The organism is Planomonospora parontospora (assembly GCA_014647935.1).
GTDB lineage: Bacteria > Actinomycetota > Actinomycetes > Streptosporangiales > Streptosporangiaceae > Planomonospora > Planomonospora parontospora.
In genome coordinates this window covers 98288-118339 of sequence record BMQD01000013.1, presented here as the reverse complement: position 1 = coordinate 118339, position 20052 = coordinate 98288, and the positions used below count along the sequence as shown (strand labels likewise).

Annotated in this window: 17 protein-coding genes; 10 read left to right on the top strand and 7 right to left on the bottom strand. The window is 74.6% G+C overall.

From position 1 onward, the window contains the following. The first annotated feature begins 5 nt into the window (after positions 1-5). Entirely contained in the window at positions 6-1160 is a 1155-nt protein-coding gene (locus IEZ07_RS20960) for an acyl-CoA dehydrogenase family protein (protein ID WP_191896298.1), read from the top strand. 361 nt (positions 1161-1521) lie between these two features. Here IEZ07_RS20960 and IEZ07_RS20955 read toward each other — a convergent pair whose 3' ends face one another. Both IEZ07_RS20955 and IEZ07_RS20950 read right to left on the bottom strand, forming a co-directional pair. Next, positions 1522-1914, bottom strand: a complete 393-nt coding sequence (locus tag IEZ07_RS20955; RefSeq protein WP_191896297.1) for a VOC family protein — start codon at positions 1912-1914, stop codon at positions 1522-1524. Between the two features lie 85 nt (positions 1915-1999). Beyond that, on the bottom strand, positions 2000-2740 hold the full coding sequence (locus IEZ07_RS20950) for a Clp protease N-terminal domain-containing protein (RefSeq protein WP_191896296.1): 741 nt from the start codon (positions 2738-2740) through the stop codon (positions 2000-2002). Positions 2741-2865: 125 nt separating this feature from the next. Between IEZ07_RS20950 and IEZ07_RS20945 the strand changes: the two genes are divergently transcribed. Continuing rightward, positions 2866-3294 (top strand): DUF6157 family protein, encoded by a 429-nt coding sequence (locus IEZ07_RS20945; RefSeq protein ID WP_191896295.1) that lies wholly within the window; start codon positions 2866-2868, stop codon positions 3292-3294. A 271-nt stretch (positions 3295-3565) separates the two neighbouring features. Continuing rightward, complete coding sequence (locus IEZ07_RS20940; protein ID WP_191896294.1) at positions 3566-4897, top strand: glycoside hydrolase family 6 protein; 1332 nt, start codon at positions 3566-3568, stop codon at positions 4895-4897. A gap of 163 nt (positions 4898-5060) precedes the next feature. Here the strand turns inward: IEZ07_RS20940 and IEZ07_RS20935 are convergent, their stop codons facing one another. Then, entirely contained in the window at positions 5061-6536 is a 1476-nt protein-coding gene (locus IEZ07_RS20935) for an alpha/beta hydrolase family protein (RefSeq protein WP_191896293.1), read from the bottom strand. Positions 6537-6615: 79 nt separating this feature from the next. Between IEZ07_RS20935 and IEZ07_RS20930 the strand changes: the two genes are divergently transcribed. Continuing rightward, positions 6616-7179: an ArsR/SmtB family transcription factor gene (locus tag IEZ07_RS20930; protein ID WP_191896379.1), complete on the top strand. Its 564-nt coding sequence runs from the start codon at positions 6616-6618 to the stop codon at positions 7177-7179. 10 nt (positions 7180-7189) lie between these two features. On the opposite strand, the gene IEZ07_RS20925 is transcribed toward IEZ07_RS20930, so the two are convergent. The 4 genes from IEZ07_RS20925 to IEZ07_RS20910 form a co-directional block, all read right to left on the bottom strand. After that, on the bottom strand, positions 7190-7366 hold the full coding sequence (locus IEZ07_RS20925; RefSeq protein WP_191896292.1) for a hypothetical protein: 177 nt from the start codon (positions 7364-7366) through the stop codon (positions 7190-7192). A 140-nt stretch (positions 7367-7506) separates the two neighbouring features. Then, a complete protein-coding gene (locus IEZ07_RS20920; RefSeq protein WP_191896291.1) occupies positions 7507-9216 on the bottom strand; it encodes a hypothetical protein in 1710 nt (569 codons plus the stop codon). A gap of 64 nt (positions 9217-9280) precedes the next feature. Beyond that, complete coding sequence (locus tag IEZ07_RS20915; protein ID WP_191896290.1) at positions 9281-10315, bottom strand: carbohydrate kinase family protein; 1035 nt, start codon at positions 10313-10315, stop codon at positions 9281-9283. Between the two features lie 6 nt (positions 10316-10321). Further along, positions 10322-11260 (bottom strand): pseudouridine-5'-phosphate glycosidase, encoded by a 939-nt coding sequence (locus IEZ07_RS20910; protein WP_204054495.1) that lies wholly within the window; start codon positions 11258-11260, stop codon positions 10322-10324. A gap of 236 nt (positions 11261-11496) precedes the next feature. On the opposite strand from IEZ07_RS20910, the gene IEZ07_RS20905 reads away from it, so the two are divergent. The 6 genes from IEZ07_RS20905 to IEZ07_RS20880 all read left to right on the top strand — a co-directional run bounded on the left by IEZ07_RS20905 (position 11497) and on the right by IEZ07_RS20880 (position 19973). After that, positions 11497-12402 (top strand): LysR family transcriptional regulator, encoded by a 906-nt coding sequence (locus IEZ07_RS20905; RefSeq protein ID WP_191896289.1) that lies wholly within the window; start codon positions 11497-11499, stop codon positions 12400-12402. Between the two features lie 220 nt (positions 12403-12622). Next, positions 12623-14176 (top strand): phytoene desaturase family protein, encoded by a 1554-nt coding sequence (locus IEZ07_RS20900; protein ID WP_191896288.1) that lies wholly within the window; start codon positions 12623-12625, stop codon positions 14174-14176. A 144-nt stretch (positions 14177-14320) separates the two neighbouring features. After that, entirely contained in the window at positions 14321-15031 is a 711-nt protein-coding gene (locus tag IEZ07_RS20895) for a response regulator transcription factor (protein WP_191896287.1), read from the top strand. Positions 15032-15038: 7 nt separating this feature from the next. Continuing rightward, positions 15039-16499 (top strand): HAMP domain-containing sensor histidine kinase, encoded by a 1461-nt coding sequence (locus IEZ07_RS20890; RefSeq protein ID WP_191896286.1) that lies wholly within the window; start codon positions 15039-15041, stop codon positions 16497-16499. A 229-nt stretch (positions 16500-16728) separates the two neighbouring features. Next, positions 16729-17931 carry a bifunctional glycosyltransferase family 2/GtrA family protein gene (locus IEZ07_RS20885; RefSeq protein WP_191896285.1) on the top strand — a complete coding sequence of 401 codons (1203 nt, stop codon included), beginning with the start codon at positions 16729-16731 and terminating at the stop codon, positions 17929-17931. Continuing rightward, complete coding sequence (locus IEZ07_RS20880; RefSeq protein ID WP_191896284.1) at positions 17928-19973, top strand: mannosyltransferase YkcB-related protein; 2046 nt, start codon at positions 17928-17930, stop codon at positions 19971-19973. The genes IEZ07_RS20885 and IEZ07_RS20880 overlap by 4 nt, the downstream gene beginning before the upstream one ends. Positions 19974-20052: the final 79 nt, after the last annotated feature.

Sequence of the window (20052 nt, the reverse complement as noted above, 5' to 3'; positions counted from 1 at the left end):
CAGCGATGAAGCTGACCGAAGAGTACGAGGACCTGCGCAAGACCGTCGAGGCGTTCGCCCGCGACGCGGTCGCCCCGGTGATCGGGGAGCTGTACGAACGCGAGGAGTTCCCCTACGACATCGTCCGCCAGATGGGCCGGATGGGCCTGTTCGGCCTGCCCATCCCCGAGGAGTACGGCGGCATGGGCGGCGACTACTTCGCGCTCTGCCTCACCCTGGAGGAGCTGGCCCGGGTCGACTCCAGCGTGGCGATCACCGTCGAGGCGGCCGTCTCGCTGGGCGCCATGCCGATCTACCGCTTCGGTACGGCCGAGCAGCGCGAGCGGTGGCTGCCGAAGCTGGCGAGCGGCGAGATGCTGGGCGCGTTCGGCCTGACCGAGCCGGGCGGCGGCTCCGACGTGCCGGGCGGCATGCGGACCACGGCCGTGCTGGACGGCGGCGAGTGGGTGATCAACGGTTCCAAGGCCTTCATCACCAACTCCGGCACCGACATCACCGGAGTGGTCGGCGTGGCCGCGATCACCGGACGCCGGGAGGACGGCCGTCCCGAGATCTCCACCATCCTGGTCCCGGCCGGCACCCCCGGCTTCACGGTCGCCAAGAAGTACTCCAAGGTCGGCTGGAACTGCTCCGACACCCGCGAGCTGTCCTTCACCGACTGCCGGGTCCCGGCGGAGAACCTCCTCGGCGAGCGCGGCCGCGGCTACGCGCAGTTCCTGCAGACCCTCGACGAGGGCCGCATCGCGATCGCCGCCCTCTCGGTGGGCCTGGCCCAGGGCTGCGTGGACGAGTGCCTGGGCTACGTCCGCGAACGCCAGGCTTTCGGCCACCCGATCGGCCACTACCAGGCCATCCAGTTCAAGATCGCCGACATGGAGGTCCGCGCGCACACCGCCCGCCTGGCCTACTACCACGCGGCGGAGAAGATGCTGGCGGGCGAGCCGTTCAAGAAGGAGGCCGCCATCGCCAAGCTGGTCGCCTCCAACGCCGCGATGGACAACGCCCGCGACGCCACCCAGATCTTCGGCGGCTACGGGTTCATGAACGAGTACCCCGTCGGGCGCTTCTACCGGGACGCGAAGATCCTCGAGATCGGCGAGGGCACCAGCGAGGTCCAGCGCATGCTGATCGCCCGCGAGCTGGGCCTGTCCGGCCTCTGACCCGGAGGCACGCGCGGAAGGGGCGGAGGCCGATGAGCCCCTTCCGCACGGTGGCGGACCGCCGCCGCCGTTCGCCGGGTGCGGTCCCCGGGGCCGCGGTGAGGGCGGTGGACGGCACGCGTCCCGGGCCGCCGCTCCGTCTCCCATGCACCGGAAGGGGATGGGCGGTTCAGGCGCGCCAGCCGCCGTCCACGGTCAGGTCGACCCGGGCGGCCGGTCGCGGGCGGTTTCCAGAGCCGGTCAAGACCCGTGGAGGACGGCGGCGGCACCGGTGTCCCGCCCAGCGGGAAGGGAGGCGATGGCAATCGCCTCGCAGCAGGGGCTCCCCGCCCGCCGGGGCCCGGCGGACTCCGATGTGCCGTCAGGCCGGGCCGAGCAGGTCCCACCGGTTGCCGGCGACGTCCAGGAACACGGCGATCCGGCCGTAGGGCTCCGTGCGCGGCGCGGTCACGAACTCAACCCCGGCCGCCGTCATCCGCCGGTGGGCCGCGTCGAAGTCGTCCACCCGCAGGAAGAACCCCACTCTGCCGGCGACCTGGTCGCCGACGGCGGCGCGCTGGCGTTCGCCGTCCGCCCGGGCGAGCAGGAGGCCGGTCCCTCCGCCGGGCGGCCGGACGACGACCCACCGCTTCGGCCGGCCGTCGTTCGTCAGGGACGGCGAGTCCTCGGCCGGCTCGAACCTCAGGGCGCCGGTGAAGAACTCGAGGGCTCGGTCGTAGTCGTCCACGACGATCGTGACCAGGTCGATCCGCATCCCCGTGATCATAGGTGCTTCCGGTGCGCAGGGACGCGGCGGCGCCCGCAGGCCGTTCAGCGGCTGCCGCCGGTCCCCGCCGGGGTCACTCCTGCGCGCGGGCCGCGACCGCGGCGGCGAGGGCCTCGCTGATGTGGGCCTCCGCGGCGGCCTTGGTGACGCCGAGGCCGGAGAGCACGCCCGTGCCGTCCTCGAGCTCCAGCAGCGCGAGCAGGATGTGCTCGGTCCCGATGTAGTTGTGGCCCAGCCGCAGGGCCTCCCGGAACGTGAGCTCCAGGGCCTTGCGGGCCTGGGGGCCGTACGGGACGAGGTCGGGCACCTGCTCGGCCGCAGGAGGCAGCGCCGCGACGGCGGCCTGCCGTACGGTCTCCAGGGGCACGCCCCGCGCGACGAACAGCCCGGCGGCGATCGCCTCCGGCTCGCTCAGCAGCCCCAGCACCAGGTGCGCGGGGCCGATCTCGGGGTTGCCCGCCGCTTTGGCCTCGTTCGTCGCCGCCATCACGACGTTCCTCGCCCGGGGGGTGAAGCGCTGGAACCCCTGGTCGGGGTCGAGGTCCGAGGGGTCGCCGGGGGTCTTCGGGACGAAGCGCTTCTGGGCCGCCTGCTTGCTGACGCCCATGCTCCTGCCGATGTCCGTCCAGGACGCGCCCGAGCGCCGCGCCTGGTCCACGAAGTGGCCGATCAGGTGGTCGGCCACCTCTCCGAGGGCATCGGCGGCGATGACCGCGTCGGAGAGCTGGTCGAGGGCGTCGGAGTGGGCCTTCTTGATGGCCTCGATGAGGTCGTCGAGCCGGACTGGGCTGGTGAGCCGGACGGGTTTCGTCATGCGTCAACCATAGGTTGACGATGCTGTAGCGTCAACCCGGGGTTGACGATTTCGCGGCTGTCCCGCCCCGGAGCGGCGAGGTCCGGGGCTGGCCCGCCCGGCGGCCGCTCCGGCATCATGGGGGTGTGGATCTCAACTACTACGACACGCTCATCGCGGTCGCCGAGGACTGCCCGGTCGACGAGAGCACGGTGCCGCCCCCGGGCCGGGACGGGAAGAGGACGATCGCCGTCGTGCAGTTCGAGATGCTCTCGGACGGTCCGGGCGAGCTGACCCAGGAGGACGTGCTGTTCGAGACCTGGCTGAGGCGGCAGGAGGGCCTCGGCGCGGTGCCGGAGGCCGAGCGCGCGGAGCTGCGGGCACGTTTCTTCGCGAAGCCCCAGGCGTGCCTGCGGGCCTCGCCCCTGCCGAAGAAGTACGGCTGGGGCCTGCTGTTCGACGCACGGGGCCGCATCACGCTGTGCCCGATGGAGTCGGAGGACTACCGGCGGATCGCCGGAGGCTCGGTCCCGGACGTCACGGTCCGCAGAGCCATGCGCTCCCGCCGGGGCTGATCCTCGCGCGGTCCGTGCTCGCCGGGAGACCGGGAGGATCGGGTCACGGCTGCGGAACCCGTGACCCGATCCTTCCGGCCGCGACGCGGCCGCCGCCGAACGGGCCGGAGTCCGCGTGCCGTCGTCCGCGGTGAAATTTTCATCCCTCATGAAAGCCGTTCGCACAGCTCAGAGGGTCGCGAGGTGAGCGGGAAACCGCGCGTGACTAGGTGGGGGAGGGGTGTGCGGCTACTTTGGGAGCGCTCCCACCAACCCCCTAAGGAGCCGTTCGATGTCAAGAAAGTCCATTCTGGCCACGGTGTGCGCGGCGCTGGTCGTGGCCACCGGTGCCGCGGTCTCACTGGCCGCCGGAGCGTCCGCGGCCGATTCCTCCTTCTACGTCGACCCGGAGACCAGTGCGGCCAGGTGGGTCGCGGCCAACCCCGGTGACTCCAGGGCGGCCGTCATCCGCGACCGGATCGCCTCCGTGCCGCAGGCGCGCTGGTTCACCACGACCAACACCTCGACGGTCCGCTCGCAGGTGTCGTCGTTCGTCGGCGCGGCCGCGGCCGCGGGCAAGACGCCCATCATGGTCGTCTACAACATCCCCAACCGCGACTGCAGCGGCGCCAGCACCGGCGGGGCGCCCAACCACACGGCCTACCGGCAGTGGATCGACGAGCTGGCCGCCGGCCTGCAGGGACGCCCGGCCTCGATCATCCTCGAACCCGACGTGCTCCCGATCATGACCAACTGCATGAGCTCCTCCCAGCAGCAGGAGGTCAACGCCTCCATGGCGTACGCGGGCAAGAAGCTGAAGGCGGCCTCGAGCCAGGCGAAGGTCTACTTCGACATCGGCCACTCGGGCTGGCTGGGCGCGGGCGAGGCCGCGGCCCGGCTGCGGGCCGCGGGCGTCGAGAGCAGCGCCGACGGCATCGCGCTCAACGTCTCCAACTACCGGTGGACCTCCACCGAGACGGCGTACGCCAAGAACATCATCTCCGCCACGGGGATCTCCCGGCTCCGCGCGGTCATCGACACCAGCCGCAACGGCAACGGCCCGCTGGGCAGCGAGTGGTGCGACCCGGCCGGCCGGGCGATCGGCACGCCGAGCACGACGGACACCGGCGACTCGATGATCGACGCGTTCCTCTGGATCAAGCTTCCGGGGGAGGCGGACGGCTGCATCGCCGGAGCCGGGCAGTTCGTCCCGCAGCGGGCCTACGACATGGCGATGGCGGCTCCGAACACGCCCACGGCGACGCCGACCGTGACCCCCACGGTCACGCCCACGGTGACCCCCAGCTCCACCCCCATCGCCGGCCGGGCCTGCACCGCGGCCTACAAACTGGTCAACTCCTGGCAGGGCGGCTTCCAGGCCGAGGTGACCGTCAACAGCACCGGTAGCGCGGCGCTCTCCGGCTGGACCGTGACCTGGTCCTTCCCCAGCGGCCAGACCGTCAGCCAGCTCTGGAACGGCCGGCACACCCAGAGCGGCGCGAACGTCTCGGTGCGGAACGCCGACCACAACGGGAACCTCGCCGCAGGATCCTCGGCGTCCTTCGGATTCACCGGGACCGGGAGCGGCGGCGCGCCGTCCTCCGTGAGCTGCTCCGCCGCCTGACGGGCGGAGCCCGGGACCCCGGTACGGCCCGCGTCCGACGCGCATCCCCGCGGGCCGTACCGGACCCCGTCCGCGGGGTGCGGCACCGGTACGGGGCCGCGTCTCGGACCGGTCCCGCGTACGCGTGAGCCGGTCCGCCGAATGAGGATCGGGGGGTCCCCGCTCAGGGGAGCAGCAGGCCCCAGTAGAGCGCCCACGGGAGGAAGGCGGCGCCTCCGGTGATCAGGAGGCCGAGGCGGACCCGCTCGCTCCTCGTCTCCGCCTTCCGCCACGCCCGGACCGTCCATACGGAGGTGGCCACCGTGGTCAGCGCCGAGGCCTGCAAGGCGAGCCAGACGACCGGGCGGCCGAGCAGCACCGGCCCCGGCGCGGCCAGCTTGCCTCCGGTCATGATCAGGTAGGCCAGGAAGGCGAAGGACCCGAGCACCGCGACCAGCCCGGCGGCGCTCAGCACGCGCGGCGCGGCCGGCCTGGCCGTACGGGGCCGCCCGCGCAGCCGGCGGACGAGGGCGGTCAACGGGTAGGCGGCGAACGCGACGACCAGCAGCAGCATCACGGCCAGCTGCACCGGCGCCGACTCCCACGGCGCCGGACGGTCCACCGGCACGGTCGGCGTCGCCTGCTCGGGTGCGGGACCCGACGTGCTCGCCAGCGGCGGCCGTCCCGAGACGACCTCCTGGACCCAGGAGCCGACCAGGTCGGCGTAGCCGGGAGCGAGGGCGGGCAACCGGGTGACACCGCCGTCGGGGGTGAGATGGGCGGCGTGGTCCGCCCCGGGGAAGAACCGGATCGTGTAGTGCCGGTTGCCGCCCTTCTCCAGCGCCCGGGCGAAGATCGGCGGAGTCTCCTTGGGCGGCGTCAGCAGGTCGTGGACCCCCCAGATGGCGAGCACCGGCTGCCGCACCGCGGCGAGGACCGGCTCGGGATCGTACCAGGGCTCGGGGAACATGCCGCCGTCGGCGATCGTCCGGTACAGATTCGGCTCGGCCCGGTCCACCAGCGACCCCGCCACCCCCGCCTTGCGCAGGCCCGCGGCGACGGCCCAGGTCTGCTGCCGCAGCGGCGCGAGCGCGTTGGCGCCGACGACCACGACGAAGGCGACGTCCTGCGAGCGGGAGGCCGCGAGGGGCACGACCCAACCGCCCTCACTGAGCCCCCAGACGCCCACCTTCGCCGGGTCCACACCCGGCTGCGCCCGCAACGCGGCCACCGCGCCCAGCGCGTCGTCCGCGAGCGTCGAGTAGGACCGCTGGAAGAGCGAGTAGCCCTCCGACCTCTTGTCGTAGACCAGCACGGACATGCCTCTGCGGGCGAACCCCACGGCCTCGCCCAGGAGCTTGGCGCGCGGTGTGCCGGTGCCGGCCCCGTGGACGAGCACCACGCCGGGCCGCCCCGGCGACGCCTTCACCGGCGACAGCACGGTGCCGTGCAGGGTGAGGCCGCCGCCGCCCGGGAAACTCACCTCCCTTCCGGTCAGGTCGGCGGGAACGGCGACCGTCGCCTCCCCGGGGACGGGCGCGGGCACGACGGCGGAGGGCGGCCGGGCGGCGACGGCGGCTGCGGGGGGCACTGCGAGAGGCACTGCAGGGGTGGTCGTCAGGGTGAGGGCGAGGCCGGTGGCCAGGGCGATTCGACGCATATCGCCGAGATTAATCTGCAGATAACTCTCGGCAAAGACTTCTCTGCAGATATCGTTCTGAAGGACTAGGGTGATCCTCATGAAGGACGAGGAGCCGTTCCTGCTCGACGACCCGGCCCGCCTCAAGGCGCTGGCCCACCCCATGCGGCGCCTCATCCTGCGCCACCTCAACATCCACGGGCCCGCGACCTCCACGACGATCGGCGAGCGGCTCGGCGCGAAGACCGGCACGACCAGCTACCACCTGCGGCAGCTGGAGAAGTGCGGCTTCATCGAGGAGATCCCGGAACGCTCGGCCGGCCGGGAGCGCTGGTGGCGCAGGACCGAGAGCCCACGCGACATGCGCGCACCGACCCCCGGGCAGCTCGCGCCCGAGGACCGCCCGGTGCTGGAGGAGTTCCACCGCGTCGGCTTCGAGGAGGACCGGGCGCTGCTGGAGCGCTTCCCCGAGGCGTACCGGCGCGATCCCGACTGGGCCAAGGGCTCGCGCGGTCTCGGCCGGATGACCAAGGAAGAGTTCGCCGAGTTCTTCGACGCCTACATCGCGCTGCTGCTCAAGTACAGCCCCCGGGTGCAGGACGCGCCGCCGGATGCGCGGCCCCTGTACATCCGGATGTTCGCCTTCCCTGCCGACGAACCCTGAGTCCCCGGCCTCACGCGGCCCCGCCAAGAGCCCTGCGACCGGCATCGCCGTGAGAATGCCGCCCGGTGTCGGCCGGCACCGCGTCGATCAGCTCGAACGGCGGGCGCTGGGTGGGTTCGCCCAGGTGGCCGGGGGCGAAGACACCGTCGGTGACGGTGGCGGCGCGGGTGACAGAGCCGGGACGCAACGGGACCTCGGGACACGGGGGATCTCGGCGGAGCGTTCAGCCCCGGCCATGGCGGGACGTGCGAGTGGGCCCGCCCGCCTGCCGTACCGGCGCCTCGGCCGGATTCCCGGTCCCCGCCCCGGGTCGAGCGGGCGCGGTGGTCAGCTGGGCAGCTGGGCCTCCAGGCGGTAGCCGTCCACGGTTACGTAGACCTGGTCGCCCGGCCGGGCGTTCAGGCGCATCAGCACGGGCTGCAGCGAGTCGAAGACCGGGTGGTCCCGCCAGACGAGGACCACCGCGTTGTCGCCGGGGCCGGTCACCGACAGCAGCGTGCCGGGGCGCATCCCGAGCCGGGTGGCATACCCCTCGGGCACGGCCACCGGCGCCCCGCGCAGGTGCTCGCTGGTGACCTCGATCCGCTGCCAGCGGCTGGGATCGGTGGCCGGGTTGGGCGGCGGGGGCATCGGGGCGCGCTCCCGCTGGCTGGTGATCAGGTGCGGCCGGCTGTTGCCGGACAGCGCCGAGAGCGCCGCCAGGGCGGCGCGGGGGTCGATCGAGCCGGCGTCGACCTGGGGGATCGGCTGGCCGCCGCGGTGGTGGCCGTTGGCCCCCGGCGTACGGCGGGGCAGCTGCTTGGTGCCCGTGCCGTCGGACGCGGCGGAGGACTCCCCGGGCGCCGCGGACGCGGCGAGCGCGTCCAGCCACGCCTGCGCGGAGTGGGTGCGGATGCCGAGCTGGTGCTCCATGAGCGCGAAGACGTCGGCGTCGTCCGGTTTGCTCGCGAGCAGCTGGGTGGTCCGCTCCCGCAGGCCGCCCAGGTCGCCGACGACGAGCCAGCCGTCCTGGAGCCGCCGGTCGGGCATGAGGGTGACCAGGACCCGCCAGAGCGGGGTGCCGAGCGCGGGGACCTCGACGGGGTGCGCGGGGTCGGCGCCGATGAGCTGGTCCTCGGTGGCGGCGGCGCCCAGCCACTCGGTGAGGCCGAACATGTGGCCGGTCAGCGGGGCCGACTCGGAGGAGCGCAGCCAGAGCAGGATGCGCTCCTCGGCGGCGCGCTGGGCCGCCGAGAGGGCGCCCAGGTCGGCGTTGAGCTTGTGCGCCAGCGCGCGCAGGCTGATCGGGTCGACGGCGAACAGGCGGTCCACGGCGACGGCCCGCTCCAGCGGGCTCCAGTCGCGGAACATGTTGTCCACCAGGCGCACCAGCGGGTAGTCGCTGATGTCGACCCGGGGCGGGGCCGCCGGGACGGGCCGCTGGGGCAGCGGGGCCGGGGCGGTCTGCGCGGGGGACGTGGCCTGCGCGGGCACCGGGACGGTCGGCGGGGCCTGGGCCGGCACCGGGACGGTCGGCGGAGAGGAGACGGCGGGCGAGGCGGGAGCGGCCTGTGCGACGGCCGGGGCGGCCTGTGCGGCGGCGGACGCGGCCGGTGCGGCCTGCTCGGTGAGACCCGGGATCCGGCCGAGCACCTCGCGGAACATCGCGGTGACCACCACCTCGGGGGAGGCGGGCACGGCGGATCCGGTGAGGTCGCCGGCGGTCAGGCGGCGCAGCCGGGACCAGCCGCCCAGACCGGCGATGGCCGAGCGCGCGGGCTCCGGCCAGCCGGGGAGGGTGGGGTCGACGGTGTGCACGTGCAGGGCGGGCAGCACGTCGCTCAGCGGCAGGTGCTCCCACCGGGCGACCGAGAGCCGGGCCAGCCGGTCGCAGACCCAGTCGAGCCCGGCGGTGCCGAGGGCCTTGGGGAGGGTGACGGAGGACCACCAGCCCGCCGGCAGGCGGGGGTCGGCCAGGGCTTCGGCGACCTGCTGCTGACGGCTCCAGCGCAGGGCCGGGACCAGATCACTCAGGCAGATCGATGACTCGGCATCCATCGGTTGACCGCAACCTCCCCAAAGTGACGCATGTGGCTAATGGTGCAGCCTACGCCGCAAGCTATCAATTGGTCTTAAGAGGGTAAAGCTGGTTGGAACCCAGATCAGACCGTAGGATACGCGGACGACCACCGATGACCGTAACAGCTTCGGCGCCGGCCCGGCTCCCGGCTTCCAACGCGGCCTCGTCATCGGCCCCCGTCAGCAGGGCCGTCAGCAGCCCGGCGGCGAACGCGTCCCCCGCCCCGGTGGAGTCCACGGCCTGGGCGGCGACACCCGGGACCCGGGCGACGAGACGTCCCCGCCGGGCCAGCACGGCCCCCTGTGAGCCGAGTTTCACCGCCGCCGCGCCGTACCGGAGGCTGAGCCGCTCGGCCGCCCGCTCGGCGGAGGTCTCGCCGGTCAGCAGCAGCGCCTCGTCCCGGTTGGGGATCACCAGCCCGGCCGGTGCGGTCTCGCGGACGAACCGCTCGGTCCCGAAGGCCCGCAGGAAACCCGTCGAGGCGGGGTCCACGCTGCTGGACAGGCCGCGCCGGCCGGCCTCGGCCAGGACCAGGCGGGCCAGCAGCAGGCCGGGCTCGGCGAAGAGGAGATAGCCGGACAGGTGCAGGTGGGCCACCCCGTCGAGCAGGACCGGGTCCCAGTCGGCCACGCCCAGGCGCCCGCCCGCGCCCCGGTTGGTGAGCATGGACCGCTCCCCGGTCCCGTCGACCACGGCGATCACCACGGCGGTCGGCCGTTCCGGGTCCGTGCGCAGGTGCGGCCGGACCCCGGCCCGCCGCAGCTCCGCCTCGTGCCAGCCGCCGGTGTCGGCGCCGACCCGGGCCAGGAACCGCACGTCCGCGCCCAGGCGGGCGGCCCAGGCGGCGGTGTTGGCCCCCGAACCGCCCGGGCGCAGCTCGATGTCGGCGGCGGTGTCCGTGCCGGCGGCCAGACCGGCGAACCCGGCCTGGCCGTGCAGCGCGACGACGTCGGTGACCACGTCGCCGACCACCAGCAGGCCCCTGCCGCCCGCGGCGCCCGCAGCGTCCCCGGCGCCCGCAGCGTCCCGGGCGTTCCCGGGCCCCTCGGTCCTCCCGGGCCCCTCGGTGTCCTTCACGGGGTGTCAGTCCTCCCCGCTCCAGGACCGGGCGATCCTCGCGGCCAGGCGGACGTTCCCGCGCACGGCGGCCAGGTTCGCCTCCAGCGAGGCGCCGCCGGTGCCGCGCACCAGGTAGCCGAGGAGGAACGGGGTGATCGCCTGGCCGGTGACCTTCTCCCGCTCCGCCGCGGCGAGGGCCTCGGCGAGCACGCGGTCGTGCAGCTCCGGGTCGAGCTGCTGATCGCGGGGGACCGGGTTGGCCACGATCAGGGCGGTCTCCGGGCCGCCGAGGGCGTCCTGGGCCCGCATCGCGGCGGCGGCCTCGTCCGGGGTCTCGATCCGCCACTCGACCGGCTCGCCGGAGGTGTGCAGGTAGAAACCGGGGAACTCGTCGGTGCGGAACCCCGCGACGGTGACGCCCCGGGTCTCCAGCCGCTGCAGAGTGGCCGGGACGTCCAGAATCGACTTCACCCCCGCGCACACGACGGTGATGCGGGTACGGCTGAGCGCGTCGAGGTCGGCCGACTCGTCCTGGGTGGCGTTCCACTCGCGGTGGACGCCGCCGAGCCCGCCGGTGGCGAAGACGCGGATGCCGGCCCGGGCGGCCAGGAACGACGTCGCCGAGACCGTGGTCGCGCCGCTCGCCTCCAGCGCCGCGGCGAGGGGCAGATCGCGGAAGCCCAGCTTGCGCAGACCGGACCCGGTGGCGATCCGCTCGAGCCCGGCGGAGTCCAGGCCGATGCGTGCGACCCCGTCCAGCACCGCGATGGTCGCGGGCACGGCCCCCTCCTCGCGGACGATCTCCTCCAGCTCGGCCGCGACTTCCAGGTTGCGGGGCTGGGGGAGGCCGTGCGAGATGATCGTGGACTCGAGGGCCACGACGGGGGAACCCTGCGCCAGCGCCTCGGCCACCTCCTCGGAGGGGCGGAGCATGTCGTCGAGCGGCTGCTGGGTGGTATGCATGAGCGGGTTCTGTCTCCTGGATCCGGGGCCGGACGGCCGCCCGGCTGGAACGGCGCAAACGGTCGTTTCTGCTTCAAACAAGCACGTTACGGCATGGCAAGGCGGCCTCCGCCCGGAGCCTGAACGGAAGCCGGGGCGGGGCAACAAAGAATCTACATTGTAAAGGTCGGCGGCTGTCGCACATCCCGGCGACGACCGCGGACCCCGGCCGCGAGGCCACGCCATAGCCTGGGGCTATGAGCACACTGCCCGACCTGGAGTCCCTGCGGTTGCTCGTCGACGTCGAGAGACTGGGGAGCCTGGGGCAGGCGGCCCGGACGGCGGGCATCGCGCAGCCCTCGGCGAGCAAGCGGATCGCGCTCCTGGAGCGGCGCCTCGGCCTGACCCTGCTGGAGCGCACCCCCCGCGGCTCCACCCTCACCTCCCAGGGGACGATGATCGCGGCCTGGGCGGCGCAGGTGCTCGCCGCGGCCGAGGAGCTGATGCGCGGGGCGGAGGCCGTACGGCACGCGCGGGCGGCGCACCTGCACATCGCGGCCAGCATGACCGTGGCCGAGTACCTCCTGCCGCGCTGGCTCGGGGAGCTGCAGGGCCGGGAGCCGCAGGTCCAGGTCGGGCTGGAGGTGCAGAACTCCGCGGAGGTGGCCAGGCTCGTCGGAGGGGAGGCGGGCGGGATCGAGCTCGGGTTCGTGGAGGGTCCCTCGGTGCCGCAGGGGCTGGCCTCCCGGGTGGTGGCCGCGGACCGGCTGGTGGTCGTGGTCGCGGCGAGCCATCCGTGGGCGCGCCGCCGTACGCCGCTGCTCGCCGCGGAACTGGCCGCGACCCCGCTGGTGGTCCGCGAGCGCGGCTCCGGCACCCGGGAGACCCTCGACCGGGCGCTGGCCGGGCACGCCGTCGCGGCCCCCCGGCTGGAGCTCGGCTCGAACACCGCGGTCAAGGGCGCCGCCCGTGAGGGCTCGGCCCCGGCGGTGCTGAGCGGTTACGCGGTCGAGGGGGAGCTGGCCACCGGGCGGCTGGCCGAGGTGGCGACCGCCGGCATCGACCTGGAGCGCAGCCTGCGGGCGGTCTGGCGCCGGGGGCGCCCGCCCACCGGCCCCGCCGCGGTCCTGCTCTCCATCGCCCTCGGCACGGCCAGGGGCTGACCGCGCGGGCCGGTCGGCCGGGGGTGCGGCGGGACCGGTGGGGCGGGAGCCGAGGGGGCGGGAGCCGAGGGGGCGGGGCCGGGCATGAGGGGTCCGAGGGGGCGGGTGCCGGGCATGAGAGGGCCGCGGATCCGGCTCCGGCCCGGCGGCGGACCCACGGCCGCTCCGGGTGGGCGGGAGCTATAGACCTGTTTGTCTTTTTCGATATATGGTGCCCGGCATGGCACCCGCCGAGCCGACGCACCCGGTCCGCGCCCGCCGTGCCTCCCGATACGACGTCGTCGTCGCCGGAGGCGGGCACAACGGCCTGGTCGCCGCGGCCTACCTCGCCCGCGCCGGCCGCCGGGTGCTCGTCCTCGAACGCCTCGGCCACGTGGGCGGCCTGGCCGTCTCAGCCCGGGCGTTCCCGGGGGTCGACGCCCGCCTGTCGCGCTACTCCTACCTGGTCAGCCTGCTCCCTGCCAAGATCGTGAAGGACCTGGGGCTCGCGGTGGAGCTGCGCCGCCGCCGGTACGCCTCCTACACCCCGGTGGGGGAGACCGGCCTGCTGGTGGACGGCGGCGACGAGCACCGCACCGCCGCGTCGTTCGCCCGGGTCACCGGCGGGACCGCCGACCTCGAGGCCTGGCGGCGCTTCTACGCGATGACCGCGCAGGCGGCCGCCCGGATCGCGCCGACCCTGCTCGAACCCCTCATGAGCCGTACGGCGATGCGCGATCTGGTGGGCGGCGAGACCTGGCGCGAGCTGTTCGAGCGGCCGATCGGCGAGGTCGTGGACGAGCGGTTCGCCGACGACACCGTGCGCGGGGTGGTGCTCACCGACGCCCTGATCGGCACGTTCGCCGACCCGTGCGACGAGGGCCTGCTGGCCAACAGGTGCTTCCTGTACCACGTGATCGGCGACGGCACCGGCGAGTGGAACGTCCCGGTCGGCGGGATGGGCGCCGTCTCCGGGGCGCTGGCCGGGGCCGCGCGGGCGGCCGGGGCGGAGATCCGCACCGGGGCCGAGGTGGTGGCGATCGACCCCGGCGGGGAGGTGACCTTCCGCGACGGCGCCGGGGAGCACGCGGTCACCGGCGAGCGGGTGCTGGCCAACGTGCCGCCCGCCGTACTGGCCCGGCTGCTCGGCGGCGGGGACGGGCCCGCGCCGGAGGGCGCCCAGCTGAAGATCAACATGGTGCTGTCCCGGCTGCCCCGGCTCAGGGACCCGGAGGTCGACCCGGCGGCGGCCTTCAGCGGCACGTTCCACATCAACGAGGGCCGAGAGCAGCTCGCCCGCGCCCACGCCGAGGCCGCGCGGGGGGCGATCCCGTCCCTGCCCCCGGCCGAGGTGTACTGCCACTCGCTGACCGATCCCTCCATCCTCGGCCCGGAGCTGCGCGCGGCCGGGACCCAGACGATGACCCTGTTCGGCCTGCACATGCCCGCCCGGCTGTTCCGCGCCGACCCCGCCGGGGCGCGGGAGGAGGCGGTGCGCGCGACGCTCGCCTCGGTGAACCGGGTCCTCGCCGAGCCGATCGAGGACTGCCTGCTGCGCGACCCGGACGGCCGCCCCTGCCTGGAGGCGAAGACCCCGGTGGACCTGGAGGCCGAGGCGGGCCTGCCCGGCGGGCACATCTTCCACCGCGACCTGTCGTGGCCGTTCGGCGAGCCGGGTAGGTGGGGCGTGGAGACCGGTTTCGAGCGGATCCTGCTCTGCGGCGCGGGCGCCCGGCGCGGCGGCGGCGTCAGCGGCATCCCCGGGCACAACGCCGCGATGGCGCTGCTGTCCTGACGGCCGCGGGCCTTCGCGGGGGACACTGCGGTCGTGGGCCCTCGTGCGGGGATCCGCTGCCGCCCCGCCGGCCGCCGGTCTTTCCCGCGGGAACCTCAGGGGCCCTTCATGAGCCTCTCATGGTGGGTCTCTAGCGTTGCAGGCATGGGTGACGGTGAGGCGGCGCGGGTGCTGGTCGTGGACGACGAGCCCGCGCTCAGGGAGGCGCTGCAGAGCAGCCTGGAGTACGAGGGCTACCGGGTGGGCCTGGCCTGCGACGGGCAGGCCGCGCTGGAGGTCCTGGAGCGGGAGCCGTACGAGGTGGTGCTGCTGGACGTGATGATGCCCCGCCTGGACGGGCTGACCGCCTGCCGCAGGCTCCGGGCGGTCGGCAACCACGTGCCGGTGCTCATGCTGACCGCGCGCGACGCCGTGGGCGACCGCGTGTCCGGCCTGGACGCCGGGGCCGACGACTACCTGGCCAAGCCGTTCGAGCTGGACGAGCTGCTGGCCCGGGTCCGGGCCCTGCTGCGGCGCGGCGCCCTGGCCGCCCCGGCGGCGGAGCAGGACTCCGGCGTGCTCGTCTTCGGCGACCTGCGGATGGACACCGCCGGCCGGGAGGTCGTCAGGGCGGGCGTCCCGCTGGAGCTGACCCGGACCGAGTACCTGCTGCTGGAGCTGTTCATGGTGCACCCCCGGCAGGTCCTCACCCGCGAGCAGATCCTCAGCGAGGTGTGGGGCTTCGACTTCGAGCCGTCGTCCAACTCCCTCGACGTCTACGTGATGTACCTGCGGCGCAAGACCGAGACGGGTGGGCTGCCCCGGCTGATCCACACCGTCCGCGGTGTCGGCTACGTGCTGCGGACCTCGCCGTGAGGACGCCGTGAGGGCGGGTCCCCGCTCCCTGCGCTCGCGGCTCACCCTACTGGTCGCGACGGCCGTCGCGGTGGCGATCGCGGTGTGCGCGGGCGCCTGCTGGTTCCTCGTCCGCTCCGAGCTGCTGGACCAGGTGGACCGCTCCCTGCGGAGCCCGAAGGGGCCGCAGGGCGTCGAGTGGATCGAGCGGTACTGCTCCGGCGCGGAGCCGGACCGCCCGCCGCCGCCCCGGCTGGCCCTCCTCCAGCTGGTCGACGCGGCCGGCCGGACGTGCGCCGTCGGCACCGAGGTCGAGGTCGTCCCGGGCGACCGGGAACTGGCGGGGGCGCCCAGGGGCACGGGGGTGTTCCGGGACGGGGTGACCGCGGACGGGGACGAGGTCCGGGTGCTGGCCCAGAGCGTCGGAGGCGGCCTGGTGATGATGGAGTCCCGGCCGCTGGAGGAGTTCCGGTCCACGCTCACCGCGCTCGCCGGGATCCTGGCCGGCGTCGCCGCGCTCGGCGTGGTGGGCGCGGCGACCGCGGGCCGGCTCATCGCCCGTACGGCGCTGCGGCCGGTGGAGCGGCTGACCGGGGCCGTGGAGCACGTCGCCAGGACCGAGGACCTCGGCACCCGCATCCCGGTCGAGGGCACCGACGAGCTCGCCCGGCTCGGCGCCTCCTTCAACGCGATGACCGCCGCGCTGGCCGGGTCCCGGGAGCGCCAGAGGCGGCTGATCGCCGACGCCGGGCACGAGCTGCGCACCCCGCTGACCAGCCTGCGCACCAACATCGACCTGCTGCTGCGCAGCGAGGACTCCGGCCGCCCGCTGGAGCCCGCCCCCAAGCGCAGGCTGCTGACCGGCCTCAAGGCCCAGTTCGAGGAGATGTCCACCCTGGTCGGAGCTCTGCTCCAGCTCTCCCGGGGCGACAGCGAGCACGCGCCGCGTGTCGAGGTGGCCTTCCACGAGGTGGTCGGGGCGGCCGTGGGACGGGCCCGGCTCCGCGCCCGCGACCTGCCGATAGAGACCGACCTCGGGCCCTGGTACGTCCACGCGGACCCGGCCGCGCTGGAGCGCGCGGTGGTGAACCTGCTCGACAACGCGGTGAAGTTTTCCGCGGACCCCGGCCCCGGCGACGGCCCGGGAGACGCCCGCCCCGGTGGACCCGGAGGTCCTGATGGTCCCGGTGGTCCCGGAGGTTTCGGCGGCGAGGCGCGGGGGCCGGTGGTCGTACGGCTCCGCGACGGCGAGCTGACCGTCCGCGACCACGGTCCCGGCATCGGCCGGGAGGAACTGCCCTACGTCTTCGACCGGTTCTGGCGCTCGCCCTCGGCCCGGAGCATGCCGGGCTCGGGCCTGGGACTGGCGATCGTGGCGCAGGCCGTACGGGAGGCCGGGGGCGAGGTCGCCCTGGAGAACGCCGACGGCGGCGGGGCCGTCGCCCGGCTGCGCCTTCCCGGTTCCCCGGTGGCGGGCGGCGCGGGCTGAGCCTCCGCGGGTGAACCCCGGGCGGGGGCGGGACGGCCGCAGCGGTCCCGCCCCCTTCGTGTGCGTCGCCCCGTGCCGTCCCGTGTTCCGGGCGGCCGCCGTTTCCCGGCCCGGCCGCGGCGGGCCTGTTTTTCTCATCCCGCGTTAACGGTCGCCTCAGGATCGCCCAAGACCGCGTGCCGAGCCTGGGGGCCATGAGAGAGCAGAACCGCCGTCCGCGGAGGAGAACATGGATCAGCTGACGGTTCCGGCACCGGTCCGCACCCGGCTGGTCGAGGTCGTGGTGCCCGTCCACAACGAGCAGCGGGTGCTGGCCGAGAGCGTCCGCCGCCTGCACGCCTACCTCACCGGGACCTTCCCGTACGCCTTCCGCGTCACGATCGCCGACAACGCCAGCACCGACGGGACCTGGCGGATCGCCCTGGACCTGAGCCGGGAGCTGCCGCACGTGCACGCCGTCCACCTGGACGCCAAGGGCCGGGGCCGGGCGCTGCGCAGGGTCTGGTCGGAGAGCGCCGCCGACGTGGTCGCATACATGGACGTGGACCTGTCCACCGACCTGGACGCGTTCCTGCCGCTGGTGGCCCCGCTGCTGTCGGGCCACAGCGACCTGGCCATCGGCACCCGCCTGTCCCGGGGCGCGAACGTGGTGCGCGGGCCCAGGCGGGAGCTCATCTCGCGGACCTACAACCTGATGCTCCGCGGAGCGATGGGTGCGGGCTTCTCCGACGCCCAGTGCGGGTTCAAGGCGGTCCGCACCGAGATCGCCCAGGCGCTGCTGCCGGCGGTCGAGGACGAGGAGTGGTTCTTCGACACCGAGCTGCTGCTGCTCGCCGAGCGGCACGGGCTGCGCATCCACGAGGTGCCGGTGGACTGGGTGGACGACCCCGACAGCCGGGTGGACATCCTCAGGACCGTCATGGACGACCTGAAGGGCATGGCGCGCGTGGCCCGCAGGACGCTGTCCGGCCCGGCCCGCCTCCCCGTCCCGCCGCGGGTCGGGAACGCCCGGCTGCCCGGCGGGATGGCCCGCCAGCTGCCCGGTTTCGTCGTCATCGGGCTGGTCAGCACCCTGGCGCACCTCCTGCTGTTCGTCGCCCTGCGGCTGCTGGTGCCCGCCGTGGTCGCCAACGGCGTCGCCCTGGTCGTCACCGCCGTCGCGAACACCGCCGCCAACCGCCGTTTCACCTTCGGCGTCACCGGGCGCGCCGGAGCGCTGCGCCACCAGCTCGAAGGCGGTCTCACCCTGGTCGCCGGCCTCGCGCTGAGCACCGGCGGTCTGGCCCTGCTGGGCCTCCTCGTGCCGGACGCGTCCACCGCCGCAGAGATCGCCGCCGTCACCGCCGCCAACGCCCTCGCAACCCTGGTGCGCTTCCTGCTGCTGCGCGCCTGGGTCTTCCACCCCCGCCGGGTGAAGGAGGCCACCCGATGAACGGCCCCGTTCCCGCGACCCCCGCCGGTCCCGGCGCGGTGCCGGGAGTCCCCGCCGCTCCGGACGCCGTCTCCGGCGGGGCCTCCACCGCCCCGGACGCCGCCCCCCGCGTGCCGGACGTCCCGCGGGCCGCCCGGCACGGGGGCCCAGAGGCCGGCACGCCCCGGTGGGCGCGTCCCGGCCTCTGGGCCGTACTGGCGCTGGCGGCCTTCCTGCACACCTGGGCGCTCGGCCGGAACGGCGACGCCAACGACTACTACGCGGCCGCGATCCTGTCGGGCACGCAGAGCTGGAAGGCGTTCTTCTTCGGCGCGCTGGACGCCGGATCGTTCATCACCGTGGACAAGCCGCCGGTCGCGCTGTGGGTGATGGGCCTGTCGGCGAGGATCTTCGGTTACGGCACGTGGAGCATGCTCCTGCCCCAGGCGGTCGCGGGCGTCGCCGCCGTCTGGGTGGTGCACTCGGCGGTGCGGCGCTCCCTGGCGGAGCTGCCGGGCCACGCCTCTCAGGCCGCGGGGCTGGCCGCGGCCCTGGTGATGACGCTGACCCCGATCACGGTCGCGATCAACCGGGACAACAACCCCGACACGATCCTGGTGCTGCTCCTGGTGCTGGCCGCGTGGTTCTGCCTGGAGGCGGTCCGCGGCGGCCGGACGCGCCCGCTGGTCGTCTCGGCCGTCCTCATCGGTCTCGCCTTCAACACCAAGATGCTCCAGGCTTACCTGGTGGTCCCGGCCTTCGCCCTGGTCTACCTGGCGCTGGCGCCGGGCACGGTGGTGCGCCGGTTCGGACGGCTGCTGGCCGCGGGCGCGGCCCTGGCCGCCTCCAGCGGGTGGTGGATGCTCGTGGTCGACCTGTGGCCGGCCGGGAGCCGCCCCTACGTCGGCGGCAGCACCGACAACTCCGTCCGGGACCTGGTCATCGGTTACAACGGCCTCGGCCGGATCTTCGGCGGGAGCGGCCGGGGCAGCGGCGGAGGGGGCGGGTTCGGCGGGGAGCCGGGTGCGGGGCGCCTGTTCAACGAGGTGCTGGCCGGTCAGATCTCCTGGCTGCTGCCCTTCGCGGTCCTGGCGCTGGCCTGCGGCCTGGTCCTGGCCACCCGCCGGTCCCTGACCGGCGCCCGCGCCGCACTGCTGCTGTGGGGCGGCTGGCTGGTCGTGCACTACGCGGTCTTCAGCTTCTCCAGCGGTACCTTCCACCCGTACTACACCACCGCGATGGCCCCGGCCGTCGCCGCCCTCACCGGGATCGGCGGGGTGCTGATGTGGCAGGCCCACCGCGACTCCCCGGCGTGGGCGTGGGCGCTCCCGCTCGGGGTCGCGGTCACCGGCGCGTGGTCGTTCACCGTGCTGCGCCGCAGCCCGGACTTCGTGCCCTGGCTGGCCTGGGCCGTGGCGGGGATGAGCGCGGTGGCGGCGCTCGGTCTGGTCGCGGCCCGCCTCGGGCGGCGGAGCAGGCTGCGGATCGCCGCGGTCGCGCTGCTCGTGGGGGTGATCGGCGGCCTGGCCGGTCCCGCGGCCTACGCGCTGACCCCGCTCGGTGCGGCCGTCAACGGGACGAACCCGACCGCGGGCCCGGCCGGAGGCGGTGGTCCCGGCGGCCTGCGGGGTTTCGACGGGATGCCGGGCGGCGCCGTACGCGGCGGGATGCGGGACGGCGGTCCCGACAGGTTCCTGAGTGCGGAGATGATCGCCTACCTGAAGGAGAACCGGGGCGGGGCGACCTGGCTGGTGGCGGTGGGCGGCGCGCAGAGCGCCTCCTCGGCCATCCTCTCGACGGGCCTGCCCGTCATCGCGATGGGCGGCTTCACCGGAGGCGACCCCGCCATGACCGTGGACCGGCTCCGGGAACTCGTCGCCTCCGGGCGGCTGGGGTACGTGATGCCCGGAGACGGGCGGCGCGGTCCCGGCGGTGGGGGCTCCTCCGAGGTGAGCACCTGGGTGCGGGCCGAGTGCACCGCCGTCGCCCCCTCCGAGTACGGCGGCGCCGGCGCCGCGGAGGGCACCACCGGTACCGGCCCGTCCCTCTACCGCTGCGGTTGAACCGGGTGCCTCCCCCGTCCCCGGCGTACCTGCCGGACCGTCCGCACCGGCGGTCCCGGTGGCCGTCGCCGGACGGGGC

Bases quoted from the DNA above. Each gene is read 5' to 3' on its own strand.
- IEZ07_RS20955 (WP_191896297.1), bottom strand. From the start codon at position 1,914: ATGCGGATCGACCTGGTCACGATCGTCGTGGACGACTACGACCGAGCC.
- IEZ07_RS20900 (WP_191896288.1), top strand. From the start codon at position 12,623: ATGGCACCCGCCGAGCCGACGCACCCGGTCCGCGCCCGCCGTGCCTCC.
- IEZ07_RS20930 (WP_191896379.1), top strand. From the start codon at position 6,616: ATGAAGGACGAGGAGCCGTTCCTGCTCGACGACCCGGCCCGCCTCAAG.
- IEZ07_RS20910 (WP_204054495.1), bottom strand. From the start codon at position 11,260: ATGCATACCACCCAGCAGCCGCTCGACGACATGCTCCGCCCCTCCGAG.
- IEZ07_RS20885 (WP_191896285.1), top strand. From the start codon at position 16,729: ATGGATCAGCTGACGGTTCCGGCACCGGTCCGCACCCGGCTGGTCGAG.
- IEZ07_RS20940 (WP_191896294.1), top strand. From the start codon at position 3,566: ATGTCAAGAAAGTCCATTCTGGCCACGGTGTGCGCGGCGCTGGTCGTG.
- IEZ07_RS20905 (WP_191896289.1), top strand. From the start codon at position 11,497: ATGAGCACACTGCCCGACCTGGAGTCCCTGCGGTTGCTCGTCGACGTC.
- IEZ07_RS20960 (WP_191896298.1), top strand. From the start codon at position 6: ATGAAGCTGACCGAAGAGTACGAGGACCTGCGCAAGACCGTCGAGGCG.
- IEZ07_RS20880 (WP_191896284.1), top strand. From the start codon at position 17,928: ATGAACGGCCCCGTTCCCGCGACCCCCGCCGGTCCCGGCGCGGTGCCG.
- IEZ07_RS20935 (WP_191896293.1), bottom strand. From the start codon at position 6,536: ATGCGTCGAATCGCCCTGGCCACCGGCCTCGCCCTCACCCTGACGACC.
- IEZ07_RS20920 (WP_191896291.1), bottom strand. From the start codon at position 9,216: ATGGATGCCGAGTCATCGATCTGCCTGAGTGATCTGGTCCCGGCCCTG.
- IEZ07_RS20895 (WP_191896287.1), top strand. From the start codon at position 14,321: ATGGGTGACGGTGAGGCGGCGCGGGTGCTGGTCGTGGACGACGAGCCC.
- IEZ07_RS20950 (WP_191896296.1), bottom strand. From the start codon at position 2,740: ATGACGAAACCCGTCCGGCTCACCAGCCCAGTCCGGCTCGACGACCTC.